Origin of the sequence: Pseudomonas sp. BT-42-2 (assembly GCF_025847435.2) — a bacterium.
GTDB lineage: Bacteria > Pseudomonadota > Gammaproteobacteria > Pseudomonadales > Pseudomonadaceae > Aquipseudomonas > Aquipseudomonas urmiensis.
In genome coordinates this window covers 1-17,928 of the sequence record NZ_JAOYTM010000018.1, presented here as the reverse complement: position 1 = coordinate 17,928, position 17,928 = coordinate 1, and the positions used below count along the sequence as shown (strand labels likewise).

Sequence of the window (17,928 nt, the reverse complement as noted above, 5' to 3'; positions counted from 1 at the left end):
GCGGGCAAGCCCGCTCCCACAGGGTAAGCGGGGAGCCCGGGGACATCCTTTACAGGGTGAGCGAAAGCCCAAGCCAACGCTGTCTGTGGGAGCCGGCTTGCCCGCGAAAAGGGCGACGCGGTTTCAAGTTTGACGCCCTATCCTAACCCGCAATAGGTTGCAGATCCGCGTCACGCACCATGCGCTCCAGCCCCACCAGATCCGGCACCCGCGCCACCTGCTCGGCTACCTGCACCGCCGCCAGTTCCAGTTCGCTAAGCGGCACATCGACATAATTCAGCTGGCTGTCGAGCTTGCACGAACGCGGAATGTCCTGCAGCAACAGCGCCAGGTAACGTAGGCCGGTATCGCCCAGCGCATTGAGCACGACAATCCGCGCCCGCTCGCCGCACACGGTCTCTGCACCACAGGCAGCCTCGAAGCCAATCAACGGCAAGCGCTGCTGACGCCAGTCGATCCAGCCCAGGTGCCAACGCGGCTCGCCGATCTGGCACGACAGCGCACGCTGGCCAATCAATTCGGCCACCGCGACATTGGGCAACACCAGGGTGCGATCGCCCAGCGGTAACAGCAGCCCGGTCAAGGTGCTGCGCTGACCGGCAATATGTTCAAGCATGCGATTGGCTCCAGTGAGCGATGCTCTGCAGCAACACCGATTCCTGATACGGCTTGCCGAGGTAATCATTGACGCCGATGGCCATGGCCCGGTCGCGGTGCTTCTGGCCGCTGCGCGAGGTGATCATGATGATCGGCAGATCTTTCAGGCGCTGGTCGCGGCGGATCCGCGTGGCCACTTCGAAACCGTCCATGCGCGGCATCTCGATGTCCAGCAACAACACATCTGGCCGATGCTCTTCGAGCAGGGCCATGGCATCGAGGCCATCCTTGGCGGTCAGCACGCTCATGCCGTGGCGCTCGAGCAAGCGGCTGGTAACCTTGCGCACGGTCACCGAGTCGTCCACCACCATGATCAACAAACGCTGACGCGGCGCAGGGCCGAACAACTGCTGCTGGCGATCATTACCGCCCGGCAGACGCGCCAGACGCCGCTGCTGGCCCCGTAGCTGACCGAGCAGATCGAGAATCAGCACCACCCGGCCATCGCCGAGCAAGGTTGCCCCAGACAGGCCAGGTACAGCAGCGAACTGCGGCCCCAGACTCTTGACCACGATCTCGCGGCTCGGCGACAGGCTGTCCACCTGGATGGCGAATGACTCCTCATGCGAATGCACCAGCACCACCGGCAGCGGCACGCTTTGCCCGAGCAGGCTTGGCCGCGCACTGCCGCCTTGCAACAGCTCGCCGAGATAGCGCAACTGATAGGCATGACCGGCATACACGTAACGCGGCGCCTCCAACTGGTAGCAGGCGGCAAGCTCGGCCGGCGGCACGCGCACGATGCCTTCGATGGTGTTGAGCGGGATCGCGTATTGCTCATCCCCCAGGTGCACCATCAACGCCCGGTTGATCGACACGGTGAACGGCAGGCGAATCAGGAAGCGTGCGCCTTTGCCTGGGCTGGATTCGATACTCATCGAGCCGCCGAGCTGCTTGACCTCTTCGTGGACCACATCCATGCCCAAGCCACGCCCGGAAATTTGCGTGATCTTTTCCGCCGTGGAGAAGCCTGGCCGCAGGATGAACTGCAGGATCTCGTGATCGCTCAAGCGCGCTTGCGGGTCGAGCAAGCCGCGCTTGATGGCCTTGTCGCGCACCGCAGCCAAGGGCACCCCTGCGCCGTCATCGCTCATTTCGATGACGATGTCGGCGCCTTCGTGCAGCAGGTTCAGATGAATCGTGCCCAGCTCCGGCTTGCCCGCCGCCAGGCGCACTTCACGCGACTCCAGGCCATGGTCGACGGCGTTGCGCAGCATATGCTCCAGCGGCGCCACCATGCGCTCCAGGACGCTGCGATCGAGCTCGCCCTCAGCATTGCCAACCACCAGCTCGACTTGCTTGCCAAGCTCGCTGGCCACTTGCCGCACTACCCGCTGCAAACGCGGCACCAGGCGCTCGAACGGCACCATCAAGGTGGCGGTCAGGCCCTCTTGCAACTGGCTATTGACCCGCGCCTGCTGTTGCAGGAGGCTTTGCGCTTCCTGAGCACGCTGGGTCAGGGTTTCCTTCAGATCGAGCAGGTCCGAGGCCGACTCGAACAGCGCTCGCGACAACTGCTGCAACTGTGAGTGGCGGTCCATCTCCAGGGGGTCGAAGTCATCGTAGGCGTCGCCCTCGGCCTGGTAGCGGCTGGACATGCGCCCCTGGGTCTCGATGTCCAGGCGCAGCAGTTGGTCGCGCATCCGCTCAAGGGTGGTTTCCATCTCGTTGAGGGCGAATTGGGCGTCGTTGACCTGTTGCTCAATGCGCCCACGGATCACCGAATGCTCACCCGCCAGGTTGCCCAAGTCATCGAGCAGCTCGGCATCGACCTTGACCATGTCGCCCGGCGCACGCTCCGCAGCGGCAACCGGGGCTTCGGCAGGGGTAATGTCGGCTGGGCCCTGGCTGGCCACACTGTCAGTCAGGGCGGCGCTGCTGAAGTTGCGGATGTAGTCGATCAGCGCCGTGGCAGCATGCAACGGCTGGCCCAGGCGCACCGCATCGAGCATGTGCGCCAGGCGGTCGTGGCAGTTTTGCAGCAGCGAGAACAGCGCCGGAGTCGCGGGCAAACGCCCAGCGGCGAGCAATTCGTAAAGAAATTCCAGTTCGTGGGCGAGGTCGCCAATGGCGGCGATCTCGACCATACGTGCGCCGCCCTTGAGCGTGTGCAGGTCACGCAGCAGGGTTTCGACTTCGACGCTACTGCGCGGATCGGCCTGCAGACGCGCCAGCGCGGCGGCAGAGCTTTCGACGATGTCGGAGCTCTCTTCGAGGAACACGTCGAGCAGTTCCTTGTCGCCAGGGCTGTCGACCTCTGGCGGCGATTCTGACAGTTCGGCGGGCGCAGGCGCATGGCGAAACTCACGCAGCTGCGCGAGCAGCCCTACCGCCGAGGCTGGTGATTGCCCCTCGCGCAGGCTTTCGAGCATCTCGGCCAGCGCCGCATGGCTGCGCTTGAGCAGCTCGAACAGCGCCGCGCTGGGGCCCAGGCGGCGATCCACCAGGCCCTCGTAGAGCAGCGCCAGCTCCTGGGCGAGAATCTCCACCGCGCCTACCGCAGCCATCTGCGCGCCGCCCTTGAGGGTTTGCACCTCATGCTGCAACGCCGACAGGTTCGACGCGCTTTCGCTGTCCTGCTGCCACTGCTGCAGCGCCTGGTCGGCACTGTCGAGGATATCCCCGGCCTCTTCGAGAAACAGTTGCACCAACGCCGGTTCCGCGCTGCTGTCCACAGTCGGCAATGCCGTAACCCCGTCGCGCCCGACCAGCCCGGTAGCATCAGGCGCCAGCGCCGTGTCCAACAGCGCGCGCAGGGCATCGAGGCGTTCTGGACGCGGGGTCACTTCCTGCCCGGCAGCGACCTCGTCGAGCATGTCGATCAGCGCGTCATGGGCTTGTTGGGCCTGGGCAAAGAACGCTGGGTCAGCCGCCAGGCTGCCCTCTTCCACCGCCCCGTACAGATCGAGCAGGCCTTCGCAGAGCTCATCCAGCTGCCACAGATCCGCCAGGTGGGCGCCATGGCTGAGCGTGGTCAGCTCGTCGAGCAGGGTCTCCAGCGCCTGGCGTTGCCCCGGATGCTGCTGCCAGCTCGATAGCAACGACTCGGCATCGAGCAGGATGTCCATGCCCTGGGCGAGGAAGTTAGCGATCAGCTGAGGGTCGCGGCGCCGGCGACTGTGATGGGGCTCGTCCTGCAAGCTGGCCAAACGGCCATCGACACCTTGACCGACTTGCTCGATCAGCTCGGCAGCGCCGGGAATGGCTGCCAGCGGCGTGCTGCCCAGTTGGCTCAGGCCCAACTGGAACAGCGTGCGCCCCGCTTCCAGCCAGTCGATCTCGGCCAGCTGCAACGGCAGCTGGTGGCCTTTGTATTCTCGCGCAAGGCGGTCGAAGGCGGTGGCCAGCTCGGCGATCGGCATCACCCCGGCCATCGCGGCGCTGCCCTTGAGCGTGTGCAGGGCGCGCTGCAAGCTGTCGCTGACCGGTGTGTCCTGGCCATGCGTCTCCTGCAAAAACGCCTCGAGGCTGGCCATGTGGCCCTGGGCCTCGTTACGGAAGATCTCCAGCAGCTGCGGGTCGAGCCCGTCTACTTCGGCGGCGCTGCTGGCCTGGTTGTTGGCCAAGCCATGCAAGTGCGCCGACAACGGCTCGACTTCGGCCAGCGGCGGCAGATGGCCGACGGCAAAATCAGCGAGCAGGTCTGGCAAACGCACGAACACCTGCTGCAAGGCAACCACACCCTCGCCCGCCAGGCTCACCCGTCCTTCCAGCGCGCGGTTGATCAGGTGTTCGGCCCCCCAGGCCAATTCGGCGAGTGCCTGGGCATGGACCATCCGCCCACTGCCCTTGAGCGTATGCAGCGCACGCCGGACTTCGATCAGGGCGTCGCGCAAGCTGTTGTCGGCGCGCCAGCGCAGCCAGTGCCGCTCAAGGTCTGGCAACAGCTCGTTGGCTTCTTCGAGAAACACCTCGCGCAGCTCGGCATCGATTTCCTCGACCTCATCGGCCAGCCCGCCAATGCGGCAAGTCACACCCAGCGCAGCCAGGCTGGCACGGGCCATTTCAATGAATGGCTGAGCATCGGCCAGCGGGTCGGCCACCCGCCATTGCAGGTAGCATTCGCCAGCGCTGAGGGCGTCGGCCAGGTGGGTCAGTTCAGCCTGCGGCGGCTCTTCGTCCAGGTGCGCCAGCCAGCCTTGCACATAGCCTGCCGCGCCAGCGAACAGCTCGGCGGCGGCAGGCAGCATGAGCATCGACAGTGCCCCGCGCACCTGGTGCAGCAAGCCCGGCAGCGCCTGCAAGCGCTGGCGGGGCCAGCCGGATTCAAGGCAGTCGCCGATCAGGTCCTTGGCCTGCTGCAGCACCGATACCGCTTCGCTCAGCACCTGCTGGCGAATCTGTGCCAGGTCCGAGCCCGGCATGCTGCCTTGGCCACTCTCTTCCAACGGGCCAACCATGCCGTTGAGGGTCGCCTCGACGTACAGCAGCGCCCCGGCGACGTCCATCAACAGCGCATCATCCACCGGTTGCTGGTCTTGGGCCAGGGCCTGCAAGGCCAGCACCTGGTCGATGATCACCCGCCGCGGCTGTTGGAAATTCAGCACCGCCAAGGTATCGGCGACCTGGCGCAACGGCGATACCAGGGCATCGAGTTGCTCACGCGACTGCTCGCCGCGCACGAATTGGTCCAGGCAATCCTTGATGCGCATGAGGTCGTCGCACAGCGCGCTGACCACCGAGCGCAGGGCATCGCGGCCTTGACCGGCCTGCAATTGTTCGCGCCAGTTGCCCAGCGACAAGTCGAGGTCGGCCAGATCCGCCGCGCCAGCCAGGCGCTGCGCCGCTTCGCCCATCAGGCTGCCCTGGGCCAAGGCCTCGACGCCGCGACACTCGCGCAGACGGTTGAGCAGCGGCAGCATGACCAGCGGCAGGTCATGGCGGGCGCCGCGCAGGCGTTCAAGATACGGCGGCAGCTGCTCCAGACCACGGAACATCGCGCCCAGGCAATCGCCCCGCGGGGTGATCTGGCCGTCAGCCATGGCCCGGCCAAGCAGCTCGAGTTCTTCGGCCAAACGCGTTGCGCCACGCAGCTCAAGCATGCGCAGGCAGCCATGCACCTGGTGCAGGTTATCCACAAAGAAGGTCAGCATCGACAGATCGCCGGGGTCGCCGGCAAAGCGCTCCAGGGCCTGGCGCGCCTGCGCCAGGCAATCGAGAATCGGCGCCTTGGTCCAGGCCAGGGCGACCGTGTCGTGGCGTTCGGGGCTCACTGCGGCAGAGGCCATGGGTGATTCCTCAACGCGGCTCGGCGGGTGCCGGCAGGGTGAAACCGGAAACCGAGCGGCGCATCTCACTGGCCATGCGCGCCAGGTGGCGAATGCTGTCGGCGGTGGCACCGGAGCCGGCGGAGGTCTGCGCGGTGATTTGCTGGATCACCGCCATGGTGTGGGAAATCTGCCCGGCCGATGAAGTCTGCAACTGAGCGGCGTCAGAGATACTGTGGATAAGATCTGCTAACGTCTGCGAAACGCCCTCGATTTCAGCCAAGGCAACCCCGGCATCCTGCGCCAGGCGCGCACCACGTACCACCTCGGCGGTGGTCTGCTCCATGGAAATCACCGCCTCGTTGGTGTCATTCTGGATGGTACGCACCAGCGCTTCGATCTGACGGGTGGCCGACGAGGAGCGCTCAGCCAGGCGCTGCACTTCGTCGGCGACCACCGCAAACCCGCGCCCCGCCTCCCCGGCCAGCGAGGCCTGGATCGCGGCGTTGAGCGCGAGGATGTTGGTCTGCTCGGCAATGTCGTCGATCAGGCTGACGATATCGCCGATCTCCTGCGACGACTCCCCTAGGCGCTTGATGCGTTTGGCGGTGTCCTGGATCTGCTCGCGGATGTTGTCCATGCCTTGGATGGTGTTGTGCACCACCTCGTTGCCCTTGTTGGCGATGGCCACCGACCGCTCGGCGACCTTGGCCGACTCATAGGCATGTGCCGATACGCGGTCGATCGACTCGACCATGTCGCCGACCGCCAGCGACGCTTCGCTGATCTGGTCGGCCTGGTGCTCGGAGGCCTTGGCCAACTGTCGGGCAGTGTTTTGCGTGTCTTGTACCGCAGCGGCCACTTGCACGGCGCTGTGGATGATGGTCGCGACCAGGTCGCGCAACTGGTCGACGGAATAGTTGATCGAGTCGGCGATCGCTCCGGTGAAGTCCTCGGTTACCGAAACCGTCACGGTCAGGTCGCCGTCGGCCAGTTCTTCGATTTCATCGAGCAGGCGCATGATCGCCTGCTGGTTGCGTTCGTTCTTCTCGGCGGTTTCGCGCAGCTGGCGGTTAGTGGCACGAACCATCACCGAACCGATGAGGATGATCGAGGCCAGGGCAATCAGGCCCAGTACGTAGCCGCCGACAGTATCCAGGGTGCGCCCGTTGGCCAGGTTCTCGAAACCGTTGGCCAGGTGCGAGGCCTCATCGAGCAAGGTCTGCGACAGGCTGAAGATGTTGCTCGCGGCCTCGCGCACGCGAAACAGCTCAGGCGAGGTCTGGAGGATCTCATCAACGCTGCCGGCTACGAACTGGAACAACTCGGCGATCTCGGCCAGCCGCGCGCGAGCGTCGGCATCCTCGACCCGGGTGACCTGGATCGCCGGGTTGCCGCCGAGCATGCCTTCGAGCACCTGACCGAAGCGACTGGCATCGCGGCCAAAGGCGTCTGCTGCCTGCACCGCAGTGTCATCGCCGGCCAGCACGGTGTTAACCGAACCGAGAATGCGCTCAGCCAACAGCAACTGACGCTGAGCCACCGCCACCTGACTGGCGGGCGCGCCGCTCTGCAGGAGGATTTCCACCACCTTTTCGTACTCGACCTGCAACTGCGGCACGGTTTCGGCCAGGGTCGCCGCCACCTGGTGCAGCGACAATACGGTCTGCTCGCTGGCCAGGATGGTGTCGGTGTTCTTACGCAGGTTTTCCCAATCCTGGCGGACCGCCTCCATTTCATCGCGCATTTTCGCCGGAGCTGCTGGCAACGCCGTGGTCTTGTCGCCTTCGCGCAGGTAACTCCAGCGACGCTCGAAGTCGTTGCGCGCATCCGACAGCAACCTGAACGCCAGGGCCTTGCCTGCGGCAGCCTCGGTGGCGTTCTTGGCGATGCGCTGGGACAGCACGCGCAGCTCGCCGGCATGGCCGATGTACTGCTTGTCGTAGTTGGACTGGGTATTGAGGTAGGCGAAGTTGGCGAACAGCAAGACGATCGACAGGATCAGCACCACGAACAGCACGGTGATCTGCGCACTGCTGCGCGCACGCGCAGTCACGGCGGGTGGAGTGACGGGGCTGGCGGGCTTGTTCACGGTCGATCCTCTACAACGCTACATCAAGAAAGCCTGGCGCCTGGGCCAGGGCGAACGGACTGAAGATCGCCCAATTGCGCTCCCGCGGGAAATGCCCCTGAACGAACGGTGCAGCGGCGCGCAACAGCGGCTGCGGCGGCGACAGGTCGAGGCTGCTCAGGGTGAAGTGCTGCAAACCCAGCACCTCATCGACCAACAGCCCGGCGAACAGGTCTTCGTGGTCCAACACCAGCACGCGCCGCTGCTTGCCGGGCGCTACCGGGCCGAGGCCGAAGAAGCTGCTCAGGTCCATCACCGGCAGCAGCCGTCCACGCAGGTTGGCAACGCCGCAGACCCACGGTTGCACCCCCGGCACACGGCTGCTGCGCGGCTCACGCAAGACTTCGGCGACTTCGCCCATCGGCGCCACGAACCACTGCCCGGCAATCCGAAAACCGATCCCGCTCCACTGCTGCAAGCGGTTGTCCTGCAACGGCTGGTCGGCCACCAGCAGGCGGCAGCGCCGGTCGATATCCAGCAGCAACTCGAAGGCGGTCAGCGACGCGCCTTGCGGGCGGGTGGTCAACCTGCGAGCACTTCTTTGAGTTTGGCGATCAGCGCCTCTTCTTCCACCGGCTTGATCAGAAAATCACGGGCGCCCTGACGCGATGCCCAGATGCGGTCGGTATCCTGGTCTTTGGCGGTGATGACAATCACCGGAATGGCGCTGGTCGCCGGGTCCTTGGCCAGCTGGCGAGTGGCCTGGAAACCATTGAGGATCGGCATGACGATATCCATCAGGACCACGTCGGGCTTCTCCTGACGGGCCAGGGCTACGCCGTTGGCGCCGTTTTCCGCTTTAAGGACCTCATGGCCATGCTTTACCAGTATTGCGGTCAGTTTGTGCAACTCTGTCGGCGAGTCGTCGACAATCAGAACTCGGGCCATGCTGTTTCCCCATCAAGGAAAAGTGACGCCGCCAGCACCGGCGGGGTCAGGGTGCGTGTTGTTCCTGCGCGGCGAATTCGGGCACATGCGCCCTGATCGCATCGAGCAGTTCTTCTTTGCTGAAGGGTTTGGTCAAGAATTGATCGGAGCCGACCACCCGCCCGCGGGCCTTGTCGAACAGGCCGTCGCGTGACGACAGCAGGATCACCGGGGTGTCCTTGAAGGCGCTGTTGTGCTTGATCACGGCGCAGGTCTGGTAACCGTCCAGGCGCGGCATCAGCACATCGACGAAGATGATCCGTGGCATGTGGTCGACGATCTTGGCCAGCGCATCGAAACCGTCGCTGGCGGTGATCACCTCACAGCCGGCTTCGCTCAGCAGCATCTGGGCGGTGCGGCGGATCGTGCGCGAGTCGTCGATCACCATCACCTTCAGGGGTTGTTCCATAATCGCGTTGAGTCCGCTTATCGCGAGGCTTGCCCGCGATTGAATCGCCCGAAGGCCTATGCAGGCATTTTTAGCACACTCCGGGTGGCCATTCCATCTGCTGCACCCCTTGACCATCCACGCGTGCGGCGCCACCCTGAGCCACTTTTCTTTCCAGTCATCGCGGCCAGGCGCCGCCAAGAGGAAACTACCGATGAGCGTTCGCCTCGGGATTGTCATGGACCCCATCGCGTCCATCTCCTACAAAAAAGACAGCTCGCTGGCCATGCTGCTGGCAGCCCAGGAGCGCGGCTGGACGCTGTTCTACATGGAACAGCAGGACCTCTACCAGAACCAGGGCGTGGCCCGCGCCAAGGTGCGCGGGCTCAAGGTGTTCGCCGACCCGGCGCACTGGTTCGAGCTGGACGCCGAAGCCGATCTGCCGCTGAGCGACCTGGATGTGATCCTGATGCGCAAGGATCCGCCGTTCGACATGGAGTTCGTCTACAGCACCTACCTGCTGGAGCAGGCCGAGGCCGCCGGCGTACTGGTGGTCAACCGCCCGCAGAGCCTGCGCGATTGCAACGAAAAGCTGTTCGCCACGCTGTTCCCGCAGTGCACCCCGCCGACCTTGGTCAGCCGTCGCCCGGACATCATTCGCCAATTCGCCGCCGAGCATGGCGATGTGATCCTCAAGCCGCTGGATGGCATGGGCGGCACCTCGATCTTCCGCCACCGAGTCGGCGACCCCAACTTGTCGGTGATTCTTGAGACCCTGACTGCGCTGGGCAGCCAGCAGATCATGGCCCAGGCCTACCTGCCGGCGATCAAGGATGGCGACAAGCGCATCCTGATGATCGACGGCGAGCCAGTGCCATACTGCCTGGCGCGCATTCCGGCCAGCGGCGAGACCCGTGGCAACCTGGCTGCCGGTGGCCGTGGCGAGGCGCGCCCGTTGACCGAGCGCGACCGCTGGATTGCCGCCCAGGTCGGCCCGACCCTGCGTGAGAAGGGCCTGCTGTTCGTCGGCCTGGACGTAATCGGCGAGCACCTGACCGAGATCAACGTCACCAGCCCGACCTGCATCCGCGAGATCGACAACGCCTTTGGCACCCAGATTGGTGCGCAACTGATGGACGCCATTGATCGCAAGCTCAAGGCGCGCTGACCACCAACGCGGAGCAAAACCGCGCAGTGGGGTATGATGCGGGTCTTTTTCACCTGACCTGCTGCCCCGCTTTGCGGTTGCTGGATACCTGATGACGCTGCCCGCCGACATCCCTGCCGACATGCTGCCACCCCGCGTTCGCTCGGTGGATCGGCTCGGCTTTACCCTGTTCCTGGCTGCCCTGGTGCACCTGGCGCTGATCCTTGGCGTCGGTTTTACCGTGGTCAAGCCCAGTGAAATCCGCCATACCATGGACATCACCCTGGCCACCTTCAAGAGCGAGAAACCGCCCGAGAAGGCCGACTTCCAGGCCCAGGACAATCAGCAAGGCAGCGGTACCCTGGACAAGAAGGCGGTGCCCAAGACCACCGAGCTTGCACCGTTCCAGGACAGCAAGATCAACAAGGTCACCCCGCCCCCTGCGGCCAAGCCCGAGACTCCGCCGGCGCCACACAAGTCAGCGGTGGCCACGCAGGCGAGCAAGGTGCACAAGGTCGAGCCCAAGCCCAAGGAAAGCAAGCCGCAGCCCAAGCCTGCCGCGGCCACGCCCGACTTCGACAGCTCGCAGCTGTCCAGCCAGATCGCCAGCCTTGAGGCAGAGCTGTCCAACGAACAACAGCTGTACGCCAAGCGCCCACGCATCCACCGCCTCAATGCCGCCTCGACCATGCGCGACAAGGGCGCCTGGTACAAAGAGGAATGGCGCAAGAAGGTCGAGCGGGTCGGCAACCTCAATTATCCAGACGATGCCCGCCGCCAGCAGATCTACGGCAATTTGCGCATGATGGTGTCGATCAATCGCGATGGTTCGCTGTATGAGGTGTTGGTCCTGGAGTCATCTGGCCAGCCAGTGCTCGACCAGGCCGCCCAACGCATTGTGCGCCTGGCAGCGCCATTTGCGCCGTTTACCGGAGATCTGGCCGAGTTCGACCGCCTGGAGATCATCCGCACCTGGCGCTTTGCCCGCGGTGACCGCTTGTCGAGCAATTAGGCCATCACTGAAGCCATGCTGATGGGTTGATCTGGCACCCAACCCTGTGGGAGCGGGCTTGCCCGCGAACGAGGGCGAAGCCCTCGCCATCCACAAGGGTGCTCAAACCGGTCTCTGCGCGGGCAAGCCCGCTCCCACAAGGTCGGGCAGCGCTGCCAATGACCTATCCAATGCACGACAGTGTGCGGTCGGGACTGGAGACACTGTGCAGCACCTTGTCAGCCTCGCCACCTGGCGCCACACTATCCCCCATGAAAAACCTCACGCCGAGTTACCTCAAGCATCAGTTCCTGATCGCCATGCCACACATGGCCGATCCGAACTTTGCCCAGACCCTGACCTACATCGTCGAGCACAACGCCAATGGCGCCATGGGCCTGGTGGTCAACCGGCCCCAGGAGCTGAACCTGGCCGACATCCTTGAGCAATTGCGCCCGGACGATGAGGCGCCTGCCAGCACCCTGCAGATCCCGATCTACCAAGGCGGCCCGGTACAAACCGACCGCGGCTTCGTCCTGCACACCCCGGAGCGCAGCTTCCAGGCCACCATCGAGCTCGACGGCCTGTCGTTGTCCACCTCGCAGGATGTGCTGTTCGCCATCGCTGAAGGCAACGGGCCGAAACAGAGCCTGATTACCTTGGGTTACGCCGGCTGGGAAGCAGGTCAACTGGAAGCGGAGCTGGCCGACAACGCCTGGCTCAACTGCCCGTTCGATGCCGAGATCATCTTTGGCCTGGCCAGCGAGCAGCGCCTGGAAGCTGCCGCTGCACTGCTGGGGATCAACCTCAGCCTGCTGACCAGCCAGGCGGGCCACGCCTGATGAGTGAGCTACGCCTGCTGCTGGGTTTTGACTACGGCACCAAACAGATCGGCGTCGCGGTGGGCCAGGTGATCACCGGCCAAGCCCGCGAGCTGTGTACCCTCAAGGCCCAGGACGGCATCCCCGACTGGGCTCAGGTAGAAAAACTGATCAAAGAATGGAAGCCCGATGCCATCGTCGTCGGCCTGCCATTGAACATGGACGGCACGCCCAGCGACATGAGCGCCCGCGCGCAAAAATTCGCCAATCGTTTGCACGGGCGCTACAACCTGCCGGTGCACACCCACGACGAACGCCTGACCACCTTCGAAGCCAAGGGCGAGCGCATGGCCCGTGGCGGCCAGCGCGGCAGCTACCGTGACAATCCGGTCGACGCCATCGCCGCAGCGCTGCTGTTGCAGGGCTGGCTGGAGGCCAACACCTGATTCCTTCATTCGCTTTGCCGCCGGGCCAACCCGGCGCCCCGAGGAGCACGCAATGAGCCTACCCAATCCCGCCGAGCTGATCCGGCAGATGGCCGTCGACCTACGCGCCCACCTGGCCCGCCGCGCCATTGCCGAGCCACGCTTCATCGGCATCCGTACCGGTGGCGTGTGGGTAGCCCAGGCCCTGCAACAGGAACTGGCCGACACGAGCCCGCTGGGCACCCTCGACGTGTCGTTCTACCGCGATGATTTCAGCCAGAACGGCTTGCACCCGCAGGTGCGTCCCTCCGAGTTGCCCTTTGAAGTCGAAGGCCAGCATCTGGTGCTGGTCGATGACGTGCTGATGAGCGGTCGCACCATTCGCGCCGCGCTCAACGAACTGTTCGATTATGGCCGCCCCGCCAGTGTCACCCTGGTCTGCCTGCTGGACCTGGATGCCGGCGAATTGCCGATCCGGCCCAATGTGCTCGGTGCCACCCTGTCGCTGGCCGCCCATGAGCGGGTAAAATTGACCGGACCCACGCCGCTCGCCCTCGAGCGCCAGGACCTCGCCACCGCTTCCGCCCTTTAAGAGTCCCCCGCGATGACGCCATTCGACGCCAAGCGCCCGCTGCAGCTCAATGATCAGGGCCAGCTGCGCCACTTCCTCTCGCTCGACGGTTTGCCTCGCGAACTGCTCACCGAGATCCTCGACACTGCCGACTCGTTCCTCGAAGTCGGCGCCCGGGCCGTCAAGAAAGTCCCGTTGCTGCGCGGCAAGACCGTGTGCAACGTGTTCTTCGAGAACTCCACCCGCACCCGCACCACCTTTGAACTGGCCGCCCAACGGCTGTCGGCCGACGTCATCAGCCTGAACGTGTCGACCTCTTCGACCAGCAAAGGCGAGACCCTGTTCGACACCCTGCGCAACCTCGAAGCGATGGCCGCCGACATGTTCGTCGTGCGCCATTCCGACTCTGGCGCGGCGCACTTCATCGCCGAACACGTCTGCCCGGATGTGGCAGTGATCAACGGCGGCGACGGCCGCCACGCGCACCCGACCCAGGGCATGCTCGACATGCTCACCATCCGTCGCCACAAAGGCAGCTTCGAGAACCTCTCGGTGGCCATCGTCGGCGACATCCTGCATTCGCGCGTGGCCCGCTCGGACATGCTCGCGCTCAAGGCCCTGGGTTGCCCGGACATCCGCGTGATCGGCCCGAAGACCCTGATTCCAGTAGGCATCGAGCAATACGGGGTGAAGGTCTATACCGATCTTGCCGAAGGCCTCAAGGACGTCGACGTGGTGATCATGCTGCGCCTGCAGCGTGAGCGCATGGCCGGCGGCCTGCTGCCCAGCGAAGGTGAGTTCTACCGCCTGTTCGGCCTGACCACCGCGCGCCTGGCTGGAGCCAAGCCGGATGCCATCGTCATGCACCCTGGCCCGATCAACCGCGGCGTGGAGATCGAATCGGCCGTGGCCGACGGCCAACACTCGGTGATCCTCAACCAGGTCACCTACGGTATTGCCGTACGCATGGCCGTGCTGTCGATGGCCATGAGCGGACAGAACGCGCAACGACTACTGGACCTGGAGAACGCCCTGTGAGTATCAGCATTCTTGGCGCCCGGGTGATTGACCCCAGCAGCGGCCTGGACACCATCACCGACCTGCACCTGGAAAACGGCCGGATCGTTGCGCTCGGCGCCGCCCCTGCCGGCTTCAGCCCCAGCCGCACGATCCAGGCCGATGGCCTGGTAGCAGCCCCTGGCCTGGTCGACCTCGATGTATCCCTGCGCGAGCCGGGCTACAGCCGCAAGGGCAACATCGCCAGCGAAACCCGCGCCGCAGTCGCCGGTGGCGTCACCAGCCTGTGCTGCCCGCCGCAGACCCGCCCGGTGCTGGATACCTCGGCAGTCGCCGAACTGGTGCTGGACCGCGCCCGCGAGGCCGGCAACAGCAAGGTTTACCCCATCGGCGCCCTGACCAAGGGCCTGGAAGGCGAGCAACTGGCCGAACTGGTCGCCCTGCGCGACACCGGTTGCGTGGCATTCGGCAACGGTTTGAAGGAAATCCCCAACAACCGCACCCTGGCCCGCGCCCTGGAATACGCCGCGACTTTCGACCTGACCGTGGTCTTCCACTCGCAGGATCGCGACCTGTCGCACGGCGGCCTGGCCCATGAAGGCGCCATGGCCAGCTTCCTCGGCCTGCCGGGTATTCCGGAAAGTGCCGAAACCGTGGCCCTGGCGCGCAACCTGCTGCTGGTCGAGCAAACCGGCGTGCGTGCGCACTTCACCCAGATCACCAGCGCCCGTGGCGCGCGGCTGATCGCCCAGGCGCAAGAGCTTGGCCTGCCGGTGACGGCCGATGTGGCGCTGTACCAGTTGATCCTCACCGACGAGGCGCTGCGGGATTTCTCCAGCCTGTACCACGTGCAGCCACCGCTGCGCACTGCGGCCGACCGTGACGGTCTGCGCGAGGCGGTCAAGTCGGGGGTTATCCAGGCGATCTCCAGCCATCACCAACCGCACGAGCGCGATGCCAAGCTGGCGCCGTTCGGCGCTACCGAGCCGGGTATCAGCAGTGTCGAGCTGTTGCTGCCGCTGGCGATGACCCTGGTCGAAGACGGCTTGCTCGATCTGCCGACCCTGCTGGCACGCCTGACCACAGGCCCGGCGCAGGCGCTGCGTCTGCCGGCCGGAGAGCTGAAGGTCGGCGGTGCGGCGGACCTGGTACTGTTCGATCCAAAGGCATCGACCGTAGCTGGCGAACAATGGCTGTCACGCGGCGAGAACTGCCCGTTCATCGGCCACTGCCTGCCGAGTGCGGTGCGTTATACCTTGGTCGATGGCCACGTCTGCCACGAGGCCTGATCCAGTAATGGGGCCGCGCTGCGGCCCTTCGCGGGCAAGCCCGCTCCCACAGGGTGGGCGCTGCTCTCATGGACGGCGCGGTACCTGTGGGAGCGGGCTTGCCCGCGAAGGGCCGCAGCGCGACCCCAAAGCAGCCTACTCAATCCATAGTGAATGGGCAAAGCACCGACGACCCTAGGCCTGCCTTAGTCGACCATTCATCCTCCCCGGTTGAAATTCTTCCCCCCTCCCCCCATATGAGTCTGCATCAGGCATTTTCGCCCCGCTGCGTGGAGACTCTCCCTTGACTACCATCGTTTCAGTCCGCCGCCACGGCAAAGTCGTCATGGCGGGCGACGGCCAGGTTTCCCTCGGCAACACCGTGATGAAAGGCAACGCGAAAAAAGTTCGTCGCCTGTACCACGGCCAGGTCATCGCCGGCTTCGCCGGTGCCACCGCCGATGCCTTCACCCTGTTCGAGCGCTTTGAAGGCCAACTGGAAAAACACCAGGGCCACCTGGTCCGCGCCGCCGTCGAGCTGGCTAAGGAATGGCGTACCGATCGTTCCTTGAGCCGCCTGGAAGCCATGCTGGCAGTGGCCAACAAGGACGCTTCGCTGATCATCACCGGCAACGGTGACGTAGTCGAACCGGAAGACGGCCTGATCGCCATGGGCTCCGGCGGCGCCTTCGCCCAGGCCGCTGCCCGTGCGCTGCTGAACAAGACCGACCTCTCGGCCCGCGAAATCGCCGAGACCGCCCTGAATATCGCTGGCGACATCTGCGTGTTCACCAATCACAACCTGACCATCGAGGAGCAGGACCTGGCCGAGTGATCAGCTGTTTTGGCGCCCAACCCCGGTGGTTGGGCTTTCCCACGCTGACCCACTGCGCCCAAGGACCACATTGATCATGTCCATGACCCCCCGCGAGATCGTCCACGAACTCAACCGCCACATCATCGGCCAGGAAGACGCCAAGCGCGCTGTGGCCATCGCCCTGCGCAACCGCTGGCGGCGTATGCAGCTACCTGCCGAGCTGCGCGCTGAAGTGACGCCGAAGAATATCCTGATGATCGGCCCGACCGGCGTCGGCAAGACCGAAATCGCCCGTCGCCTGGCCAAGCTGGCCAACGCCCCGTTCATCAAGGTCGAAGCGACCAAGTTCACCGAAGTCGGCTACGTTGGCCGTGATGTCGAGTCGATCATCCGTGACCTGGCCGACGCTGCGCTGAAGATGCTCCGCGAGCAGGAAATCATTCGCGTGCGCCACCGCGCCGAAGACGCCGCCGAAGACCGCATCCTCGACGCCCTGCTGCCACAGGCGCGCAGCGCCAGCAGCTTCGCCGAAGAAGCTTCGCAGTCGAGCAGCGACTCCAACACCCGTCAGCTGTTCCGCAAGCGCCTGCGCGAAGGCCAGCTGGACGACAAGGAAATCGAGATCGAAGTCGCCGAATCCATGGGCGTCGAGATCGCCGCGCCACCCGGCATGGAAGAGATGACCAACCAGCTGCAAAGCCTCTTTGCCAACATGGGCAAGGGCAAGCGCAAAGCGCGCAAGCTCAAGGTCAAGGAAGCGCTGAAGATGGTCCGCGAAGAAGAAGCGGGCCGCCTGGTCAACGAAGAAGAGCTCAAGGCCAAGGCCCTGGAAGCGGTCGAGCAGCACGGTATCGTGTTCATCGACGAAATCGACAAGGTTGCCAAGCGTGGCAACGTTGGCGGCGCCGACGTCTCCCGTGAAGGCGTGCAGCGCGACCTGCTGCCGCTGATCGAAGGCTGCACCGTCAACACCAAGCTGGGCATGGTCAAGACCGACCACATCCTGTTCATCGCTTCTGGCGCGTTCCACCTGAGCAAGCCGAGCGACCTGGTGCCTGAGCTGCAAGGCCGTCTGCCGATTCGCGTTGAACTCAAGGCGCTGACCCCGGGCGACTTCGAGCGCATCCTGCAAGAGCCGCATGCCTCGCTGACCGAACAGTATCGCGAGCTGCTCAAGGTCGAAGGCCTCAACATCGAGTTCGTCAGCGACGGTATCCAGCGTCTGGCCGAGATTGCCTATCAGGTCAACGAGAAGACCGAGAATATCGGTGCGCGTCGCCTGCACACCCTGCTCGAGCGTTTGCTCGAAGAGGTGTCGTTCAGTGCTGGCGACCTGGCCAGCGCGCATGACGAAGCGCCGATCCGCATCGATGCCGCTTATGTGAACAGCCACCTCGGTGAGCTGGCGCAGAACGAAGATCTGTCGCGCTACATCCTGTAACACCTCTCCAGAGGGTAATGGGAGCGGCGCGTGGGAGCGGGCTTGCCCCGCGATAGTGTCGGCAGCAACGCCAGCTATCGCGGGGCAACTTTTGCGGCCCGCTAAAAGACCGGCGCGTAC

The 17,928-nt window shown here is 64.7% G+C and carries 15 protein-coding genes; 9 read left to right on the top strand and 6 right to left on the bottom strand.

Going from position 1 to position 17,928, the window contains the following annotated elements; translation table 11 throughout:
• Positions 1-142: 142 nt before the first annotated feature.
• From OIU19_RS21400 to OIU19_RS21375, 6 genes are read right to left on the bottom strand one after another with little or no spacing between them, the layout of a single operon-like run.
• The gene (locus OIU19_RS21400; RefSeq protein ID WP_264236684.1) at positions 143-616 is read right to left on the bottom strand and encodes a chemotaxis protein CheW; all 474 of its coding nucleotides are present in this window, start codon (positions 614-616) and stop codon (positions 143-145) included.
• Positions 609-5,885, bottom strand: a complete 5,277-nt coding sequence (locus OIU19_RS21395) for an Hpt domain-containing protein (RefSeq protein ID WP_264236683.1) — start codon at positions 5,883-5,885, stop codon at positions 609-611. The genes OIU19_RS21400 and OIU19_RS21395 overlap by 8 nt, the downstream gene beginning before the upstream one ends.
• A gap of 10 nt (positions 5,886-5,895) precedes the next feature.
• Positions 5,896-7,956 (bottom strand): methyl-accepting chemotaxis protein, encoded by a 2,061-nt coding sequence (locus OIU19_RS21390; protein WP_264236682.1) that lies wholly within the window; start codon positions 7,954-7,956, stop codon positions 5,896-5,898.
• A gap of 10 nt (positions 7,957-7,966) precedes the next feature.
• Complete coding sequence (locus OIU19_RS21385) at positions 7,967-8,521, bottom strand: chemotaxis protein CheW (RefSeq protein ID WP_264236681.1); 555 nt, start codon at positions 8,519-8,521, stop codon at positions 7,967-7,969.
• Entirely contained in the window at positions 8,518-8,883 is a 366-nt protein-coding gene (pilH, locus tag OIU19_RS21380) for a twitching motility response regulator PilH (protein WP_186557371.1), read from the bottom strand. Before pilH ends, OIU19_RS21385 begins: the two co-directional genes overlap by 4 nt.
• A gap of 46 nt (positions 8,884-8,929) precedes the next feature.
• Entirely contained in the window at positions 8,930-9,331 is a 402-nt protein-coding gene (locus tag OIU19_RS21375) for a PleD family two-component system response regulator (protein WP_186557370.1), read from the bottom strand.
• Positions 9,332-9,524: 193 nt separating this feature from the next.
• Here OIU19_RS21375 and gshB point away from each other — a divergent pair, with 193 nt between their 5' ends.
• The 9 genes from gshB to hslU all read left to right on the top strand — a co-directional run bounded on the left by gshB (position 9,525) and on the right by hslU (position 17,808).
• Positions 9,525-10,478: a glutathione synthase gene (gshB, locus tag OIU19_RS21370; RefSeq protein WP_264236680.1), complete on the top strand. Its 954-nt coding sequence runs from the start codon at positions 9,525-9,527 to the stop codon at positions 10,476-10,478.
• A 91-nt stretch (positions 10,479-10,569) separates the two neighbouring features.
• Positions 10,570-11,469, top strand: coding sequence for an energy transducer TonB (locus tag OIU19_RS21365; protein ID WP_264236679.1), 900 nt, complete (start codon positions 10,570-10,572; stop codon positions 11,467-11,469).
• A 251-nt stretch (positions 11,470-11,720) separates the two neighbouring features.
• On the top strand, positions 11,721-12,290 hold the full coding sequence (locus OIU19_RS21360; RefSeq protein WP_264236678.1) for a YqgE/AlgH family protein: 570 nt from the start codon (positions 11,721-11,723) through the stop codon (positions 12,288-12,290).
• Positions 12,290-12,715 (top strand): Holliday junction resolvase RuvX, encoded by a 426-nt coding sequence (ruvX, locus tag OIU19_RS21355; protein WP_264236677.1) that lies wholly within the window; start codon positions 12,290-12,292, stop codon positions 12,713-12,715. The genes OIU19_RS21360 and ruvX overlap by 1 nt, the downstream gene beginning before the upstream one ends.
• Before the next feature lie 52 nt (positions 12,716-12,767).
• Positions 12,768-13,286, top strand: a complete 519-nt coding sequence (gene pyrR / locus OIU19_RS21350) for a bifunctional pyr operon transcriptional regulator/uracil phosphoribosyltransferase PyrR (protein WP_264236676.1) — start codon at positions 12,768-12,770, stop codon at positions 13,284-13,286.
• 12 nt (positions 13,287-13,298) lie between these two features.
• Positions 13,299-14,303: an aspartate carbamoyltransferase catalytic subunit gene (locus OIU19_RS21345; RefSeq protein WP_186557365.1), complete on the top strand. Its 1,005-nt coding sequence runs from the start codon at positions 13,299-13,301 to the stop codon at positions 14,301-14,303.
• Positions 14,300-15,571, top strand: coding sequence for a dihydroorotase (locus OIU19_RS21340; protein WP_264236674.1), 1,272 nt, complete (start codon positions 14,300-14,302; stop codon positions 15,569-15,571). Before OIU19_RS21345 ends, OIU19_RS21340 begins: the two co-directional genes overlap by 4 nt.
• A 283-nt stretch (positions 15,572-15,854) precedes the next feature.
• Complete coding sequence (hslV, locus tag OIU19_RS21335) at positions 15,855-16,385, top strand: ATP-dependent protease subunit HslV (protein ID WP_158458616.1); 531 nt, start codon at positions 15,855-15,857, stop codon at positions 16,383-16,385.
• Positions 16,386-16,461: 76 nt separating this feature from the next.
• A complete protein-coding gene (gene hslU, locus OIU19_RS21330) occupies positions 16,462-17,808 on the top strand; it encodes an ATP-dependent protease ATPase subunit HslU (RefSeq protein ID WP_264236673.1) in 1,347 nt (448 codons plus the stop codon).
• Positions 17,809-17,928: the final 120 nt, after the last annotated feature.

What these genes read in the sequence shown, in the direction of transcription:
- OIU19_RS21400 (WP_264236684.1), bottom strand. Translation starts at nt 616, where the DNA reads ATGCTTGAACATATTGCCGGTCAGCGCAGCACCTTGACCGGGCTGCTG.
- OIU19_RS21395 (WP_264236683.1), bottom strand. Translation starts at nt 5,885, where the DNA reads ATGGCCTCTGCCGCAGTGAGCCCCGAACGCCACGACACGGTCGCCCTG.
- pilH (WP_186557371.1), bottom strand. Translation starts at nt 8,883, where the DNA reads ATGGCCCGAGTTCTGATTGTCGACGACTCGCCGACAGAGTTGCACAAA.
- OIU19_RS21375 (WP_186557370.1), bottom strand. Translation starts at nt 9,331, where the DNA reads ATGGAACAACCCCTGAAGGTGATGGTGATCGACGACTCGCGCACGATC.
- gshB (WP_264236680.1), top strand. Translation starts at nt 9,525, where the DNA reads ATGAGCGTTCGCCTCGGGATTGTCATGGACCCCATCGCGTCCATCTCC.
- OIU19_RS21365 (WP_264236679.1), top strand. Translation starts at nt 10,570, where the DNA reads ATGACGCTGCCCGCCGACATCCCTGCCGACATGCTGCCACCCCGCGTT.
- OIU19_RS21360 (WP_264236678.1), top strand. Translation starts at nt 11,721, where the DNA reads ATGAAAAACCTCACGCCGAGTTACCTCAAGCATCAGTTCCTGATCGCC.
- ruvX (WP_264236677.1), top strand. Translation starts at nt 12,290, where the DNA reads ATGAGTGAGCTACGCCTGCTGCTGGGTTTTGACTACGGCACCAAACAG.
- pyrR (WP_264236676.1), top strand. Translation starts at nt 12,768, where the DNA reads ATGAGCCTACCCAATCCCGCCGAGCTGATCCGGCAGATGGCCGTCGAC.
- OIU19_RS21345 (WP_186557365.1), top strand. Translation starts at nt 13,299, where the DNA reads ATGACGCCATTCGACGCCAAGCGCCCGCTGCAGCTCAATGATCAGGGC.
- hslU (WP_264236673.1), top strand. Translation starts at nt 16,462, where the DNA reads ATGTCCATGACCCCCCGCGAGATCGTCCACGAACTCAACCGCCACATC.